The sequence below is a fragment of the Mangrovicoccus ximenensis genome (assembly GCF_003056725.1).
In the GTDB taxonomy this organism is placed as follows: Bacteria; Pseudomonadota; Alphaproteobacteria; order Rhodobacterales; family Rhodobacteraceae; genus Mangrovicoccus; species Mangrovicoccus ximenensis.
In genome coordinates this window covers 289,154-305,318 of sequence record NZ_QBKZ01000015.1, presented here as the reverse complement: position 1 = coordinate 305,318, position 16,165 = coordinate 289,154, and the positions used below count along the sequence as shown (strand labels likewise).

Annotated in this window: 13 protein-coding genes and 1 pseudogene; 3 read left to right on the top strand and 11 right to left on the bottom strand. The window is 68.4% G+C overall.

Annotated elements, in window-relative coordinates; all coding sequences use genetic code 11:
- Positions 1-5: 5 nt before the first annotated feature.
- The 5 genes from C7T91_RS36035 to C7T91_RS17395 form a co-directional block, all read right to left on the bottom strand.
- Positions 6-704, bottom strand: coding sequence for an MFS transporter (locus C7T91_RS36035; RefSeq protein WP_236638302.1), 699 nt, complete (start codon positions 702-704; stop codon positions 6-8).
- Entirely contained in the window at positions 680-997 is a 318-nt protein-coding gene (locus C7T91_RS36030) for a hypothetical protein (protein ID WP_236638301.1), read from the bottom strand. The genes C7T91_RS36035 and C7T91_RS36030 overlap by 25 nt, the downstream gene beginning before the upstream one ends.
- Complete coding sequence (locus C7T91_RS36025) at positions 994-1,518, bottom strand: MFS transporter (RefSeq protein ID WP_236638300.1); 525 nt, start codon at positions 1,516-1,518, stop codon at positions 994-996. Before C7T91_RS36025 ends, C7T91_RS36030 begins: the two co-directional genes overlap by 4 nt.
- A 219-nt stretch (positions 1,519-1,737) precedes the next feature.
- The gene (locus C7T91_RS17400) at positions 1,738-3,105 is read right to left on the bottom strand and encodes an ammonium transporter (protein ID WP_108260357.1); all 1,368 of its coding nucleotides are present in this window, start codon (positions 3,103-3,105) and stop codon (positions 1,738-1,740) included.
- A 31-nt stretch (positions 3,106-3,136) separates the two neighbouring features.
- Positions 3,137-3,475 (bottom strand): P-II family nitrogen regulator, encoded by a 339-nt coding sequence (locus C7T91_RS17395; protein WP_108260356.1) that lies wholly within the window; start codon positions 3,473-3,475, stop codon positions 3,137-3,139.
- A gap of 286 nt (positions 3,476-3,761) precedes the next feature.
- Here C7T91_RS17395 and C7T91_RS17390 point away from each other — a divergent pair, with 286 nt between their 5' ends.
- The gene (locus C7T91_RS17390) at positions 3,762-6,005 is read left to right on the top strand and encodes a transglycosylase domain-containing protein (protein WP_108260355.1); all 2,244 of its coding nucleotides are present in this window, start codon (positions 3,762-3,764) and stop codon (positions 6,003-6,005) included.
- Between the two features lie 36 nt (positions 6,006-6,041).
- On the opposite strand, the pseudogene C7T91_RS17385 reads toward C7T91_RS17390, so the two are convergent.
- From C7T91_RS17385 to C7T91_RS17375, 3 genes and pseudogenes are all read right to left on the bottom strand, one after another.
- Positions 6,042-6,797, bottom strand: a pseudogene (locus C7T91_RS17385) (bifunctional transcriptional activator/DNA repair enzyme AdaA); the annotation flags it as partial.
- 69 nt (positions 6,798-6,866) lie between these two features.
- Positions 6,867-7,895, bottom strand: a complete 1,029-nt coding sequence (locus tag C7T91_RS17380) for a pyruvate kinase (RefSeq protein ID WP_330848854.1) — start codon at positions 7,893-7,895, stop codon at positions 6,867-6,869.
- Positions 7,847-9,592, bottom strand: a complete 1,746-nt coding sequence (locus C7T91_RS17375; protein WP_407943314.1) for a proline dehydrogenase family protein — start codon at positions 9,590-9,592, stop codon at positions 7,847-7,849. The genes C7T91_RS17380 and C7T91_RS17375 overlap by 49 nt, the downstream gene beginning before the upstream one ends.
- Before the next feature lie 164 nt (positions 9,593-9,756).
- Between C7T91_RS17375 and C7T91_RS17370 the strand changes: the two genes are divergently transcribed.
- Together C7T91_RS17370 and C7T91_RS17365 are read left to right on the top strand one after the other, a co-directional pair.
- On the top strand, positions 9,757-10,230 hold the full coding sequence (locus C7T91_RS17370) for an Lrp/AsnC family transcriptional regulator (protein WP_108260795.1): 474 nt from the start codon (positions 9,757-9,759) through the stop codon (positions 10,228-10,230).
- Positions 10,231-10,419: 189 nt separating this feature from the next.
- A complete protein-coding gene (locus C7T91_RS17365; protein ID WP_108260352.1) occupies positions 10,420-12,639 on the top strand; it encodes an NADP-dependent isocitrate dehydrogenase in 2,220 nt (739 codons plus the stop codon).
- Positions 12,640-12,694: 55 nt separating this feature from the next.
- Here the strand turns inward: C7T91_RS17365 and C7T91_RS17360 are convergent, their stop codons facing one another.
- The 3 genes from C7T91_RS17360 to C7T91_RS17350 form a co-directional block, all read right to left on the bottom strand.
- The gene (locus C7T91_RS17360; RefSeq protein WP_108260351.1) at positions 12,695-12,970 is read right to left on the bottom strand and encodes a hypothetical protein; all 276 of its coding nucleotides are present in this window, start codon (positions 12,968-12,970) and stop codon (positions 12,695-12,697) included.
- Positions 12,946-13,554, bottom strand: a complete 609-nt coding sequence (locus C7T91_RS17355) for a sulfotransferase family 2 domain-containing protein (RefSeq protein WP_108260350.1) — start codon at positions 13,552-13,554, stop codon at positions 12,946-12,948. The genes C7T91_RS17360 and C7T91_RS17355 overlap by 25 nt, the downstream gene beginning before the upstream one ends.
- A 71-nt stretch (positions 13,555-13,625) precedes the next feature.
- A complete protein-coding gene (locus tag C7T91_RS17350; RefSeq protein WP_108260349.1) occupies positions 13,626-16,127 on the bottom strand; it encodes a calcium-binding protein in 2,502 nt (833 codons plus the stop codon).
- Positions 16,128-16,165 lie beyond the last annotated feature (38 nt).

Here is a 16,165-nt window from a genome sequence, read left to right as displayed (position 1 = left end):
CCGGCTCAATGCGCGGGGGCGGATTTGCGCTCCCCCGGCTTCTGCATCATCAGCGTCATCGCCGCGAGGCCAGGGAACAGGAAGGTGAAGAGCGGGAAGACGTCGATGAAGGACATCACGCCGGCCTGTCCAAGGACGATGCCCTGAATCTGCGACAGCGCCGCGGTGCGGGCATCCAGTCCGTGCGCGGCATTGTTCGCCGCCATCGCATTGAGCTGTGCCAGCGCCTCGGGGTTCGACCAGGTGACATGCTCGGCCAGCCGCCCGCAATGGAAGGCGCGGCGGTGGCTCAGCACGGTGTTGATCACGGCCAGCCCCACGGCGCCGCCGAGGTTGCGCGTCAGGTTGAACAGGCCCGAGGCGCTCTTCAGCTTGTCGGGCGGCAGCGTGCCGAGCGCGAGGTTGTTGATCGGCACCATGCACAGCATCAGTAACACGCCGCGCAGGATCTGCGGCAGCAGCAGCTCGTTGAAACCCCAGTCCGCGGTCAGCCCGGTCAGCAGGTGCGAGCTGGCCGCGAAGCCGAGGCCCATCATCACCCTCGGGTCGGGATTCGAGGACAGGACCCCCGCCAGCGGCGCGGTCAGGAACATCGCCAGCCCCGAGATGAAGGCCGCCTCGCCGATCATCAGGCTGTCATAGCCGCGGATCTGCGCCAGGTAGAGCGGGCAGAGACAGGTCATGCCGTAGAGCCCGCTGCCCATGACGAAGGAAACAGCGGCCCCCTCGCGAAGTTGCGGTCGCCGAAGGCCGTGAGGTCGACCGCTGGCTCGCCGCGGTTCAGCGCCCGCCAGAAGAACAGCACGCTGCCCGCGCACATCACCGCGACGGCGAGGACGACGATCTCGTCCTGCATCCAGTCATTTGCAGGGCCTTCCTCCAGCGCGAATCCCATCGCGCCGCGGAAGGCGGGCATCGCCGCCAGCCCGGTCCAGTCGGGCTCGTCGAAATCCACGAGCAGGAAGGTCGCGACGGCGACGCAGATGCCGGGGATCACGTTGACGAGGAACAGCCAGTGCCAGGAAAACCGTCGGAAAGATAGCCGCCGGCGGTCGGGCCGACGGTTGGCGCCAGCGTGGCGATCAGCCCGATCAGCGGCGAGGTGACCGAGCGTTTCGAAGCCGGGAAGATCGTGTAGGCGGCAGCGAAGACCGACGGGATCGTGCCGCCGCCGATGAAGCCCTGCGCCGCGCGGCAGACGATCATCTGGTCGATGGTCTGCGCGGTGGCGCAGAGGAAGCTGGCCGCCGCGAAGCCGAGCGCCGAGACGGTGAACAGGAGGCGCGTCGACATCACCCGCCCGAGGAATCCCGAGAGCGGGATCATGATCACTTCGGCGATCAGGTAGGAGGTCTGCACCCAGCTGATCTCGTCGGCGGATGCGCCGAGCCCGGCCTGGATTTCCGGCAGCGAGGCGGCGACGATCTGGATGCCGAGGATCGCCATGACCATGCCGAAGATCATCGCCGCGAAAGCGAGGATCCGGCGCACCGGGATCGGCTCCTCGGGGGCGTTCATGGCGTCAGGACCCGGTGCGGGCATCGACCGGGACGACGGTGGAGCGCCCGGTGCGCAGCCGCCCGTCCGCCGACGCCCCGGCGGGCAGGGCGATCCGCACCCGCGCGGCCTGCGGGCCGTGCCGGACGGGACGCGCGCCGCGCCCGCCGCATTGGGCGCTGCAAAGCAGAAGGGCCGCCCCGGAGGGCGGCCCTTCGTCGTTCAGGGGACGCGGGACGCTTATGCGCCGGCGCGGCCGAATTCCGGATAGGCTTCCATGCCGAGTTCCGCCATGTCGAGGCCCTCGATCTCGTCCTCTTCCGGCGCGCGGATGCCCATCACGCCCTTCAGGATCAGCCAGACGATGCCGGAGGCCACGAAGGTGAAGACGGTGATGGAGAGGAAGCCGGTCAGCTGGGTCACGTAGTTGGCGTCCGAGTTGGTGAACGGAACCACCAGGGTGCCCCAGAAGCCGCAGACGAAGTGCACCGGGATGGCGCCGACGACGTCGTCGATCTTCATCTTGTCGAGCATCGGGACGACCAGCGTGCAGAGGATGCCGCCGATGGCGCCGATCAGGGTTGCGGTGCCGAGGCCCGGGGCCAGCGGTTCCGCGGTGATCGACACGAGGCCGGCCAGCGCGCCGTTCAGCACCATGGTCAGGTCCGGCTTGCGGTAGAGGACCGTGGTCATGATCAGGGCTGCCAGCGCGCCGCCTGCTGCTGCGGTGTTGGTGTTGGCGAAGATGCGCGACACGTCGGCCACGTCGGAGACGGTGCCCATGGCGAGCTGCGAGCCGCCGTTGAAGCCGAACCAGCCGAGCCACAGGATGAAGGTCCCGAGGGTGGCGAGGGTCAGGTTGTTGCCCGGCATCGGGATGGTGCGGCCGGCCGAGTCGTACTTGCCGATGCGCGGGCCGAGGATCAGGACGCCTGCCAGCGCTGCTGCGCCGCCGCAGGCATGCACGACCGTCGAGCCGGCGAAGTCGGAGAAGCCCATCTCGGACAGGAAGCCGCCGCCCCACTGCCAGGAGGCGGTCAGCGGGTAGATGAAGCCGGTCAGGACGGCCGTGAAGATCAGGAACGGCCACAGCTTGATGCGCTCGGCCAGGGTGCCGGAGACGATCGAGGCGGTGGTTGCGCAGAACATCAGCTGGAAGAAGTAGTCCGAGCCGGTGGAGGCATAGGCCAGGTCGTCGACCGCATCGACGGCGACGCCGACGGGCTCAAGAACGGCCACGGCCGGGAACAGCGCCGAGAAGTAGCCCTCGATCGCCCAGTCGCCCAGCGGGTACATCAGGTTGTAGCCGATCAGGTAGTACATGATGCCGGCGATGGCGAAGAGCGCGACGTTCTTCAGGCACTGCATCGTGACGTTCTTGGAGCGGACGAGGCCCGCTTCGAGCATGGCGAAGCCCGCGGCCATGAACATGACCAGGAAGCCGCCGACCAGGAAGAGGACGGAGGTCAGGATGAACTTCACCTGATCGGTTGCCTCGCCGGTCGGGGCGGCTGCTTCGACGGCCTCGGCGGCCTCCTGGGCATACCCGATCGCGGGCAGGGCAAGCGCAGCAGCGGCCGCCACCAGCAGGGTTTTGTTGAGTTTCATTTCAAAAAGGTCCCTCACTTCACTCTTACTGTCAGAGCGCGTCTTCGTTTTCTTCGCCCGTCCGGACGCGCACGGCCTGCGCGACATCGAGGACGAAGATCTTGCCGTCGCCGATCTTCTCGGTGCGCGCGGTCTCTTCGATGGTCTTGACGACCTGGTCGGCCATGTCGGCCTTCACCACGATCTCCAGCTTGACCTTCGGAACGAAGTTCACCGCGTATTCCGCACCGCGGTAGATCTCCGTATGACCGGACTGCGAGCCGAAGCCCTTGATTTCCGTCACCATCATGCCGCGAACGCCGATGGAGGTCAGCGCCTCGCGGACCTCCTCCAGCTTGAACGGCTTGATTGCAGCAATGATCAGTTTCACGATTGTCCCCTTCCAGTATGCGCGCCTGCATCGGCATGGATCGGCCTATCACAGGCTTGAGACGCTGATGGCCGGATCTGCGGCTCTTGCGGTAGGTGACACAAGCGACCACCTGTGGATTCACGGGGTTTACCGGGGTGCTGGCGCCTAATATCTGTGCATGAATCGCAATAACGATATATTTTAGGCACTATGAAAACTCCGGGAGCATCCCGTGGCGGGCTACCGCTGCGCCTGCGAAAAGGTTAAAAAGGATGCGAATGCCCGAAGACAGAGCGAGCAGAACATGAGCAGGCCAACCACGCCGCGGCGCCCCGTGCGCGCCACGGGAGAGCGCCCCGCAGCCAGGCGGACGGCGCCTGCTTCCGGACAGAAGAAACCCGTTCAGAAGAAACAGGTTCGCAAGAAGGCAGCCCCGTCCCGCAGGGGCCGGGGCGGTTCCGGCGGCGGCCGCAGGACGCCCTGGCCGGTGCGGCTGGTGCGCGGCATCTTCGGCGCCGTCTGGGGCGCGGGCTGGCGGCTGGCGGTGTTTGCCGGGATGATTCTCGCGGGCTGGGTGGCGGTGGTCTATTCCACGCTGCCGCCGGTGTCGCAGATGATGGACGGGCGGGTGCGCGGCTCGGTCACGCTGATGGACCGCGAGGGCGAGACCTTCGCCTGGCGCGGCGACCAGTATGGCGGCGGGGTCCATGCCGACAGCGTTTCGCCCGATCTGAAGCACGCGATCGTCGCCACCGAAGACCGCCGGTTCTACATGCATCCGGGCGTCGACCCGATCGGCATCGCCGGGGCGATGCGGATCAACATGTCCGAGGGGCGCTCGCCGCTTTCGGGCAACGGCGGCTCGACCATCACCCAGCAGACCGCCAAGCTGCTCTGCGTCGGCCGTGCCTTCGACCCGTCCTCGGGCCAGACCGAGGCGCAATACGAGGCCGAGTGCCGCGAAAGCTCTCTGGCGCGCAAGGCGCGCGAGGCGATCTATGCGCTGGCCATGGAGGTCAAGTACTCCAAGGACGAGATCCTGACGATCTACATGAACCGCGCCTATCTGGGCGCGGGCACGCGCGGCTTCGAGGCCGCGAGCCAGCTCTATTTCGGCAAGCCGGCAAGCCAGGTCGGCCCGGCCGAGGCGGCCATGCTGGCGGGCCTGCTGAAGGCGCCGAGCCGCTTCGCCCCGACCGCGAATCTCGCCCGCAGCCAGGAGCGCGCCAACGTGATCCTCGGGCTGATGGAGGACCAGGGCTACCTCTCGCATGAGGAGGCCGAGGATGCCCGCGCGCATCCTGCCACGCTCTCGGCGGCGGCGGCGAACCGCACGGGCGGCTATTTCGCGGATTGGGTGATGGGCGTCGTGCCGGAATATTACGGCAAGGGCACCACCGAGGACGTGACGATCCGCACCACGCTCGACATGAAGATGCAGCAGCAGGCCGAGGCGGCGCTGGCCGAGGTGTTCCGCACCAAGGTGCGCGCAGGCTCCGAGGCCGAGGCCGCGATCGTGGTGATGGGCGCGGACGGCGCGGTGCGCGCCATGGTCGGCGGCCGCGATGCCGACGTGCCGGGCGGCTTCAACCGCGCGGTGCAGGCCAAGCGGCAGACCGGCTCGGCCTTCAAGCCTTTCGTCTACGCCACGGCGCTGGATCTCGGCTATTCCTACAATGACCGGGTCGAGGATGCGCCGCTGACCATCAACGTGCCGGGCTCCGGGCCCTGGACGCCGCAGAACTACAGCCGCAACTTCCGCGGCTGGGTGAGCCTGACCCAGGCGCTCGAGGACAGCCTCAACATCCCGGCGGTGAAGGTCTCCGAGGCGGTCGGCCGCCAGAACGTGATCCGCGTCGCGACCGATTTCGGCATCGATTCGACCATGTTCAACGGGCCGTCCCTGGCGCTCGGCGTCTCCGAGGCCTCGCTCCTCGAGCTGACCGGCGCCTATGCGGGCATCCTCAACGGCGGCCAGTCGGTGGCGCCCTACGGGCTGACCTCGCTGTCGGTGCGCGGCGAGACCGGTCCGGTCATGGAGAAGGAAGGCGGCATCGGCGAGCGGGTGATCTCGCGCGACGCGTCCCAGCAGCTCGTCTACATGATGAACCAGGTGGTCGAGCACGGCACCGGCCACCGTGCCAAGCTCGACGGCCGCCCGGCGGCCGGCAAGACCGGCACGACCAGTTCGGCGCGCGATGCCTGGTTCATGGGCTTCACCGGCGATTTCGTGGTCGGCGTCTGGATGGGCTATGACGACAACACGCCGCTGACCGGGGTGACCGGCGGCGGCCTGCCGGCCGAGATCTGGCACGAGGTCATGGTGCGGATCAACCAGGGCCGTCCGGTCACGCCGCTGCCGATGATCACGCCGAGCCAGAACCAGCCCGAGCGGATGGTCGGCGGCGGGCAGGGCGGGAGCCAGGGGCAGGGCGGCCAGGCCACGCCCCAGATCCCGGTGCCGGACCTGTCGAAACTGCCGGAACAGGCGCAGGGCTTGGCCGAGCGCATCATGCGCGACGTGCGCGGCCTGTTCGGCCGGAACTGATCCGGCCCGGCACGCGGGTCAGCCCGATCCGCGTGCCTCCCCGGCGAAGTACCGCGCCAGCTCCGCCGCAGCCTGCTCGAGCGGCCCGGTCCGCCCCAGCCCGATCGGCCCGCATGCCTCGCGTTCGAGCTGCCGCAGCTCTGCAGGCAGCGCCTTGCGGCCGACGAATTCCAGCAGATGCAGATGGCTGGCACTGGCCACCGCGATCATGTCGCCCAGGGGCGTCGCGATCCAGCTGGCCAACAGCAGCTGCCCTTGCCGCAGATCGGAGGGCGCACGGCCGAGCAACCGGGCGAAGGCCGCGCGGAAGGCGCTCGCAGACTCGAACCCGGCCTCATGCTGGGCAGAGATCACCTTGCCGCCCTGCTCCAGCGCCGCGAAGCCTTCGCGCAGCCGCCTCAGCCGCGCCATCTCCAGGAAGGTCATGCCGAAATGCCGCCGGAAGGCGCGGCGCAGGGTCGAGGGGTCGTGACCGGCAGCGATCAGGTCCCGCTCGGTCCAGCGCCGCCCCGGATCCGCCTCGAGCGCGGCCATGAGCTCCGCCACCGCTGGCCCGGCACCCTCCCGGTCCAGCGGGCGGCAGCGCTTGCAGGGGCGGAACCCCGCCTCGAGGCAGTCCGCGACGGTGGCATGGAAACTACAATTCTCCGGCAGCGGCTTGCGCGCCGGGCAGGTGAGCCGGCAGAAGATGCCGGTGGTGGCAACGCACACATAGGCTCGGCCCTCCCAGCGCGGATCGCGGGCAAGAAGGGCGGCATGCATCGTGGCGTGATCGGGCAGGTCTGAGAGCATGCCTCCCTTCTACCATCCCGTCCCGCGACGCGGCGCCGGAAATCGGGCGGCAATTTCCGGTGTCCGGGCTCAGCCTTCCCGCGGTGCGTGCCAGGCCCCCAGCGGGCCGAGCCGCGCGAATTTCTTGGCGTAATGCCGGTCCATCTGGCCGAGCACGCGGCGCAGGAAGGCGACCGCCTCGGCGGCATGCGGGCCCTTGTTGAGCATCACGCATTCGGCGCGTTGCGCCATTGCCGCATCCGTCGCCTCGGCCCGGGTGGCATGGCCCTGCTTCGCCAGCGACTCGAGCACCTGCGTCGCCCAGACCACCGGCACGCCCGCCGCCTCGCAGAGCCACAGGATCTCCTCCTGGATCTCGGCGAGCCGCGCCAGCCCGATCTCCACCGCCAGGTCGCCGCGCGCGATCATCACGGCAGCCGGCCCCGCAGCCAGCGCCTCGGCAATCAGGCCAGGCAAGTTCGCCACCGCGCGGCCGGTCTCGATCTTCAGGACCAGCGCCGGGACGGCGGCACCTGCGGGGAGCCGCGGGGAGAGCGCCGCGCGCAGGTCACGGATGTCCTGCGGCGCCTGCACGAAGGACAGCCCGATCGCATCGGCGATCTCCGCTGCCGTGTCGAGCGCGGCGAGATCGGCGGCATCGAGTGCCGGAATGTCGAGCGGCGCACCCGGCAGGTTGATGCCCTTGCCGGGCTTCAGCCGGAGGCCCTCGGACGGCAGGCCGGCCAGCTCGACCAGCGCGTGATCGGCATCGCAATCGGCGATCACCCCGCCGAGCTTGCCGTCGTCGAACCAGATCTCCGCCCCGGCCCGCGCCGCCATCAGCAACTCGGGATGGCTTGGCACCGCCTCCGGCAGTTCCGGCTTCTCCGAGAGCTTGCGCACCAGGCAGATCCGGTCGCCGGGCATCAGAACCGGCCCCTGCGCCGATGGATCGAGCCCGGCCTTTTCCAGCTTCTTCAGCTGGCTGTCCTTCTCGCGGCGCAGGACGGCCTTGGGCAGGCGCCAGGCGGCGATGCGGACCTTCGGCCCGGCAAGATCCATGGCGATCTTCAGCTCGCGCCCCGCGGCCTCTGCGGCCCTCCGGCCATGGGCCGCCATCGCCCGCCAGGCCTCCGGCCCGTCATGCGCGCAGTTGATCCGCAGGCAGGTGGCGCCCGCCCGGACCATCGCCGCCGCCACCTCGTCAGCGGGCAAGCATCGGGCAGCGCGCCGGCCCGCGCGGCCTCGATCCGCGCGAGCGTGTCCTCGTCGGTCAGGTCGAAGCCCTGCGAGTTGATCCGGCCCCCGCCGAAGATCGCCTGCGGCGCAACGAGGCCCGAGGGGGCCGTCGCCGTGGGCAGCGCGTCGAAGGGATCGGCGGCGATCTCCTCGGGCTTCACCGCTTCGTCGACGATCTGGTGCACGAAGGACGAGTTCGCGCCGTTCTCCAGCAGGCGGCGGACCAGATAGGCCAGCAGGTCGCGATGCGCGCCGACCGGCGCGTAGATGCGGCAGCGGCCCCTGGTGTCCTTCAGGACGATGTCATGCAGCCGCTCGCCCATGCCGTGGAGCCGCTGGAACTCGAAGCTCTCGTTCCCGACCATTTCCAGGATCGCAGCGACGGTATGGGCATTATGCGTGGCGAATTGCGGGTAGATCCGGTCGGCATAGCCGAGCAGCCGCTTCGCGTTGGCGATATAGGACACGTCGGTCGCGGTCTTCGAGGTGAAGAGCGGGAAATCGTCCAGGCCTTCAACCTGCGCCAGCTTCATCTCGGTGTCCCAATAGGCGCCCTTCACGAGCCGCACCATGATCCGCCGGTCGAGCCGGGTCGCGAGCCCGTAGAGCCAGTCGATGACCAGCGAGGCGCGCTTGCCATAGGCCTGCACCACTACGCCGAACCCGTCCCAGCCGGCCAGCTCGGGGTCGGACAGCACCGCCTCGATCACCTTCAGCGACAGGACAAGCCGCGCCTGTTCCTCGGCATCGATGTTGAGCCCCATCCCGGCGCGCTTCGCCGCGCGGGCCAGGTCGCGCACCACCGGCACCAGCTCGGCCATGACGCGCTCTTCCTTGGCGACCTCGTAGCGCGGATGCAGCGCCGAGAGCTTGATCGAGATGCCCGGATTGGCCTCGACCGAGCCCTTGGTGCAGGCGCCCGCGATCACCTCGATCGCATCGGCATAGGACTGGGCATAGCGGCGCGCGTCGAGATCGGTCATCGCCGCCTCGCCGAGCATGTCGTAGGAATAGGTGTAGCCCTTGGCCTCCATGCCCTCTGCGCGCTCCAGCGCCTTGCCGATGGTCTGGCCCAGCACGAACTGGCGGCCCATCTCCTTCATGGCGCGGCTGACCGCGGTGCGGATCACCGGCTCGCCGAGGCGGCGCACCGCGCCGCGCAGCACGCCGGCCATGCCGGGCGCGTCGTCGTCCAGCACGCGGCCGGTCAGCATCAGCGCCCAGGTCGAGGCATTGACCAGCGGCGAGGCGGCGTGCCCCATGTGGCGGCTCCAGTCCGAGGGCGCGATCTTGTCCTCGATCAGCGCGTCGATGGTCATCGCGTCCGGAACCCGCAGCATCGCCTCGGCGAGGCACATCAGCGCGACGCCCTCGCGGGTCGAGAGCCCGTATTCCGCCAGGAACTGCTCCATCATGCCGGGTTTCGAGCCGTCGCGGATGCGCCGGACATAGCCCGCGGCGCGCTGCGAAGCTGCCTTGCGCACGGCTTCGGGGATGGCGGCTTCGGCGATCAGCCGGTCCAGCACCCGCGCTTCGGGCGCGGTCTTGGCATCGAGGGTGAAGGCGTCGAGGGTCATGAGCGGGCTCCGGTCTGAGCGGTCGGGGATCCAGGCAGTGGTCATGGCGGCGGTCCGGGCTGGAGAACTGTTGCCCGGAACCTAGTGGAGTTCCCTTGGCCAATGGGTCTAATATGGGGTCATGCTATGGTCGATCCGACCATTTTCAAGGAGAAATGCAGGCGATGCCCGTCGAATTGGACGCTATGGACCGGAAGATTCTCCGCGAGCTCACCGCCAATGCGCGACTGCCGACCGCAGAGCTCGCGCGCAGGGTGGGCCTGTCGAAGACGCCGGTGGCCGCGCGCATCAAGGCGATGGAGGACAGCGGCCTGATCTCGGGCTACCGCGTGCAGCTTTCGCCGATGAAGCTGGGACTGGCGCATGTCACCTATGTCCAGGTCAGCCTGTCGGACACCCGCGAGAAGGCGCTGCGCGAGTTCAACGCGGCAGTGCGCCTGATCCCCGATGTCGAGGAATGCTACATGATCGCAGGCGGATTCGACTACCTCCTGAAGGTCCGCTCGCGCGACATCGGCGATTACCGGCGGGTCATGGCCGAGGCGATCTCCGCCCTGCCCCACGTGAATTCCACCTCCAGCTTCGTGGCCATGGAAGCGGTTGTGGAGAACGCGCTGACCGACCAGCCGCCCGGCTGAACGGGGCAAACGTGGCATCATGTCCGCGGCTCCGGCACCTTGTCCGATTGATCTGGCGGCCAAGCTGTTCTAGGCGGGGATCGACCTGCGCCCGCGCGCAAGTTGTCGCCCGCAGGCGCCATGGCCGGATCCGGCCGAGGCCGGGCGGCGCAAGAGATCACGACCAAGGGTACGAAAAGGGCGGACATCATGGCGGACACGACGACCCCGGATATTGTGTATACGATTGTGGACGAAGCACCGGAGCTGGCCAGCGCCTCGCTTCTGCCGATCATCCGGTCCTTCGCCGAAGCAGCCGGCATTTCCGTCGGGACGAAGGACATTTCCCTCGCCGGCCGGATCCTGGCGAATTTCCCGGAATACCTGACCGAAGACCAGCGCATCTCCGATGACCTGGCGGCGCTCGGCGAGCTGGTGAAGACGCCGACCGCGAATGTCATCAAGCTGCCGAACATCTCGGCCTCGCAGCCGCAGCTCGACGCGGCGATCGCGGAGCTGCAGGCCAAGGGCTACAAGCTGCCGGCCTATCCGGCGGCGCCTGCGACCGACGAAGAGAAATCCGTCCGCGCGCGCTATGACGCGATCAAGGGCTCGGCGGTGAACCCTGTGCTGCGCGAAGGCAACTCCGACCGCCGCGCGGCCGGCGCGGTGAAGGCCTATGCGATGGCCAACCCGCATTCGATGGGCAAGTGGACGGCCGAGTCGAAGACCACCGTCGCCTCGATGCCGGGCTTCGACTTCTACTCGAACGAGAAATCCGAGACCGTGACCGACGCCCAGGCGGCTGCCGGGCCGGCGAAGATCGTCCTGACCGGCAAGTCCGGCAGCGAGACCGTGCTGAAGGACGGGCTGGCCCTGACCGGCGGCACCGTTGTCGACGCGACCTTCATGTCGGCCAAGGCGCTGCGCGACTTCATCAAGGCGGAAATGGAGACCATGCCCGAGGGCGTGCTGTTCTCGGTCCACCTGAAGGCCACTATGATGAAGGTCTCCGACCCGATCATCTTCGGCCATTTCGTGTCGGTCTGGCTGGAGCCCTTCCTGCAGAAGCACGCCGACGTGCTGGGCGGCGTCTCGACGAATGGCGGCATCGGCTCGATCGAAGCCAAGATCAAGACGCTGCCGAATGCCGACGAGCTGATGGCCGAGCTGAAGGACATGCTGGCCGCGCGCCCGCCGCTCTACATGGTCGACAGCGACCGCGGCATCACCAACCTGCACGTGCCGTCTGACGTCATCATCGACGCCTCCATGCCGGCCGTGATCCGCGCGGGCGGCATCGGCTGGGGTCCGGACGGCAAGGCGGCCGACACCAAGTGCTGCATCCCCGACAACTGCTATGCGCCGGTCTACGAAGAGACCGTCAACTACTTCAAGGAAACCGGCGCGCTGGACCCGACCAGCTCGGGCACCGTGCAGAACATCGGCCTGATGGCGCAGAAGGCCGAGGAATACGGCTCCCACCCGACCACCTTCGAGATCCCCGAAGACGGCACCGTGACCTACGTGCTGGGCGACGGCACCGTGCTGCACAGCCACGAGGTCGAGAAGGGCGACATCTGGCGGTCCTCGACCGCGAAGAAGGCGCCGATCGAGGACTGGGTGCAGCTCGCCATCGACCGTCAGGCCGCGACCGGCTACCAGGCGATCTTCTGGCTCGACGCCAACCGCGCCCATGATGCCGAGCTGATCAAATACGTCACCCCGATCCTCGAGGCGAAGGGCGTCGCTGACAAGTTCGAGATCCTGGCGCCGCGCGAAGCGACCCGCCTGACCCTGGAGACCATCCGCAAGGGCGAGAACTCGATCGCGATCACCGGCAACGTGCTGCGCGACTACCTCACCGACCTGTTCCCGATCCTCGAGCTCGGCACCTCGGCGAAGATGCTGTCGATCGTCAAGCTGATGCAGGGCGGCGGCCTGTTCGAGACCGGCGCCGGCGGCTCGGCGCCGAAGCACGTGCAGCAGCTGGTGAAGGAAAACCACCTGCGCTGGGACTCCCTGGGCGAGTTCTGCGCGCTCGGCGAGAGCCTGAACTTCCTGGCCGATGCCAAGGGCAACAAGAAGGCCGCGGTGCTGGGCAAGGCGGTCGATGCCGCGACCCAGGGCGTGCTGCTGAACAACAAGTCGCCGGAGCGCAAGGCGGGCGAGCCCGACAACCGCGACAGCCACTACTGGTTCGCGCGCTACTGGGCCGAGGCGCTTGCGGCACAGGACGAGGACGCGGATCTCGCCGCGCATTTCGCGCCGATCGCCGAAGCGCTGGCCGCAAAGGAAGCCGAGATCACCGGCGAGCTGGCTGCAGCCCAGGGCGCAGCGGCGGATCTGGGCGGCTACTACAAGACCGATGCGGCGAAGACCGCCGCGGTCATGCGCCCGAGCGCCGCGCTGAACGCCATCATCGGCTGACAGCTCCGCTGACCTGATCCGCGCGCCTCCCGGCAACGGGGGGCGCGCTTGCGTTTCAGCCGCCCGCGACAAGTCGCAGCTCCGGCGCCGCGGTCCCCGCCCGAAGCCGCTCGAGCATCGGCGACAGATCCGGCGCGGACCGTGCGGCGAGGTCGAAGAGCTTCCGGTCCTGCGCCACGTAACGCTCGCCGGCCGCCTCCAGGGCGGCGGTCCTGCGGAACCGGCTGCTCTTGCCGCCATTGATCCGGCCCTCGGCGGGCACCGGAATCCCCGCATCGGCAAGCCCGTCCTTGAACTGGGCCAGCGTCACGCAGAAGGCGAGGCGCGACAACCGCTTGTCATCTGCGCCGGAGCCAGCCTTTCGAGATCCGCCAGTGCCAGGATGTCGCCGGCCCGCGGCGAAAACAGCATGGCCGACTGGATGTTGAAGAGCATCCGGGCCTTTGCCAAGCTGTCGAGCACGAACAGCCGCCGCATGTCGGCCGCACTGTCCGGGTCGAGCGCCGCGAGGCTGCGGATGAAGTCCTTCATGTCGCGCTTCAGCACGGCGTGGGAATGCAGGTCGATGCCTTGGTTGAACCGGTCCAGCCAGTTCAGGTGCGAGACCAGCCGGTCGACCGGGTCGCGCAGCACGGTGAAAATCCGGTAGTGGCGGTGCACCCCGGCATTGCGCAGCGTTGCCATCGGGCTGTGTGCGCTGACGAAGCCATGGCCGAGAAACGAGAGCGGGACTTTTTTGCTGACGGCGTGCTGGACTTCCCGCTCCTGGAAGGACAGGCAGGTATCTGCGCCGAGATGATCCTCGAAAATGCGGGCGACGAAGGACCCGGCGGTTTTCGGGATATGCAGGAAGAACAGGCCCTTGCAGGCCTCCCCTTCCCGGCGCCCGGCCTCTGTTTCCGCTGTCTGGGCCATTTCCGCCTCCTCCGCTGCGTCGCGGAACAGACTAGGAAGGCATGGTTTACGGAGCCTGAAGGCGCGTCCCGTCACGGCGAGAAAAGCGCCGCGATCTCGATCTCCGTGCCATGCCCGTCGAGGCGCAGCACGAGGCTGTCGAAAACCAGTTCGACGCCGCCGCTCCAGGCGCGGACCGCGGGTGCCGAGCTGACGCCGTCATAGCCCGCGACCACCAGTCGATCGGTGCCGATCTCGAAATCCTCGATCCGGTCGGTTTCCGCCAGCCGCGTCGTGTTGAAGGCAAAGACATCCGCCCCGAAACCGCCGCGCAGCAGATCGTTGCCGGGGCCGCCGTTGAGTTCGTCGCTGCCGTTGCCGCCGTCCAGCGTGTCGTTGCCGAAGCCACCGGAGAGGCGGTCATCCTGCGAGCCGCCGCTCAGCCGGTCATTGCCGTTGCCGCCCGACAGGCTGTCATTGCCGGCGTTGCCCTCCATGGTGTCGTCGTCGTCGCCGCCGCCCATCAGGTCGTTGCCCGCCCCGCCGGAGAGGGAATCGAAACCGAAGGAGCCTGCCAGCGTGTCGTTGCCGTCGCCGCCCAGGATCGTGTCGTTGCCGTATCCCCCCGTCAGCCCGTCAGAATCCTCTGCGCCGTCCAGGTAGTCATGGCCCGGACCGCCGCGCAGCGCATCGGCACCGATCTCGCCGAACAAGCGGTCATTGCCGTTGCCGCCACCCATCAGGTCGCGGCCGGTGCCGCCGATCAGCGTGTCGTTGCCGTCGCCCGCGCCGATGGAATCGTTGCCGTTGCCGCCGACCAGCAGGTCGTTGCCGCCCATGCCGTAGAGCCGGTCGGCCTGGTTGTTGCCGTGCAGGGTGTTGCCCAGACCGTCGCCGCGGATCAGGTCGGCGCGGCCGGTGCCATGGACCGTCTCGATGCTGCGCAGCGTGTCGACATGGCCCCAGCTGTCGGTCACAAGGCCGGTGCCCAGATCGGCATCGATCGGCGAGCTGCCGCCTTCGGCGCCGTAATCCGCGATGTCGTCGCCCGCCCCGCCGTCGAAGAGATCGCCGCCTTCATGCCCGGTCAGCGTGTCGCTGCCGTCGCCGCCTTCCAGCGTGTCGGAGCCGGAGCGCCCCAGCATCAGGTCGCCACCGCCGCCGCCATTCATCCAGGATCCCACCGGATCGGCCTGCATCACGTCGGCATAGCGCGACCCCTCGGCCAGCTCGAAGAACCTCACCGTGTCCGTGTCGCCATGGGTGTCGATGACGGTCCGCGCCTCGATATCGAGGAGGATGCCCCGGCCGCCGGTTTCCTCGGCATAGGACAGCGTGTCCTGCCCGAGGCCGCCATCCAGCGTGTCATCCCCCGGACCGCCGCCCATCACGTCATTGCCCTGATTGCCGACCATGAATTCGCTGCCGCTGCCGCCGAGCATGGTGTCTTCCGCGTCGCCGCCGGCCAGCGTGGAGTTGAAGCTGCCGCCCTGGATGTAATCCGCGTATTTCGTGCCGGTCAGCCGCGCCATGCCGAAGACCCGGTCCGTGTCGCCATGGGTGTCGCGCACGGTCAGCGCCTGCAGATCCGCGACGATGCCCCGCGTGCCCCCGTCGCTGCTGTAATCGGCCTCGTCGGTGCCGCCGCCGCCGGCCAGCGTGTCGTTGCCCGCGCCGCCGGTCATCGTGTCCCGGCCGCTGCTGCCATTGAGGTAATCGGCGCCGCCGAAGCCCAAGAGGTGGTTGTGGTCGGCATCCCCGAAGATCCGGTCGTTGCGCCAGCTGCCCTGCACGTCCTCGAATTCGCTGACGCTGTCGGCATTGCCGTGCGAGTCGGTCGCCGTGCCTGCCCCCAGGTCGGCCGTGATGCCCTGCGCGCCGGTATCGTCGAGATAGCTCAGCGTGTCGCGTCCCTCTCCGCCCTGCAAAGTGTCGTTCCCGGCGCCGCCCGCCACGATGTCATTGCCCGCATTGCCGGAAATCAGGTCGTTGCCGCCCTTGCCGCTGAGCGTGTCGTCGCCGGTCCCGGCCTGGAAGATCTCGGCGGCATCGCGGCCGATCACGTGGTCGTCCTCGGTCGTGGTCGCGGAGGCCAGCGCGGCGAGGTCCAGCGCCTGCCCCGCTGCCAGTCCGCCGGCCGGCCGGGCATAGCTGGTCTGGTCGATCTGGGTCAGCATGAAGCGGGCGAAATAGCTGATCGTCGGGATTGGCGGCAGCTCGTCGCCGCCGAGATGGAAAACGGCGAAGACGCTGCGGCCGGCAGCCGGCCCGCCGAGATCGGCATTCTCGATCAGCCGCGACAGGACGGTGCTGCGCCGGGTCACGCCATTGGCGTCCCATTCCAGCGCGAAGACCTCGTCGGTCGGCGTCAGCCCGTAGCCCGAGATCGACAGCGCGCCGCTGACCGAGGTTCCGGCCGACAGCGGGGTGCTCAGCGCCGCCGACAGCGTGCCCGGCGCGAGATAGTCGTAGCGCAGCACGGGAGCCCGGCCCTCGAACCAGGTGAAGTCCATGCTGGCATCTTCGACCGACAGGACCGTGTCGGCGACCGTATCGAAAACCGCGGCGAAGCCGGACAGGCTGTAGGTCGTCATCGCATATCCCCGGAACTCGGCTCCGGGGATACGCCATC

Bases quoted from the DNA above. Each gene is read 5' to 3' on its own strand.
- C7T91_RS36035 (WP_236638302.1), bottom strand. From the start codon at position 704: ATGGGCAGCGGGCTCTACGGCATGACCTGTCTCTGCCCGCTCTACCTG.
- C7T91_RS36025 (WP_236638300.1), bottom strand. From the start codon at position 1,518: ATGAACGCCCCCGAGGAGCCGATCCCGGTGCGCCGGATCCTCGCTTTC.
- C7T91_RS17400 (WP_108260357.1), bottom strand. From the start codon at position 3,105: ATGAAACTCAACAAAACCCTGCTGGTGGCGGCCGCTGCTGCGCTTGCC.
- C7T91_RS17390 (WP_108260355.1), top strand. From the start codon at position 3,762: ATGAGCAGGCCAACCACGCCGCGGCGCCCCGTGCGCGCCACGGGAGAG.
- C7T91_RS17380 (WP_330848854.1), bottom strand. From the start codon at position 7,895: ATGGCGGCCCATGGCCGGAGGGCCGCAGAGGCCGCGGGGCGCGAGCTG.
- C7T91_RS17375 (WP_407943314.1), bottom strand. From the start codon at position 9,592: ATGACCCTCGACGCCTTCACCCTCGATGCCAAGACCGCGCCCGAAGCG.
- C7T91_RS17370 (WP_108260795.1), top strand. From the start codon at position 9,757: ATGCCCGTCGAATTGGACGCTATGGACCGGAAGATTCTCCGCGAGCTC.
- C7T91_RS17365 (WP_108260352.1), top strand. From the start codon at position 10,420: ATGGCGGACACGACGACCCCGGATATTGTGTATACGATTGTGGACGAA.
- C7T91_RS17355 (WP_108260350.1), bottom strand. From the start codon at position 13,554: ATGGCCCAGACAGCGGAAACAGAGGCCGGGCGCCGGGAAGGGGAGGCC.
- C7T91_RS17350 (WP_108260349.1), bottom strand. From the start codon at position 16,127: ATGACGACCTACAGCCTGTCCGGCTTCGCCGCGGTTTTCGATACGGTC.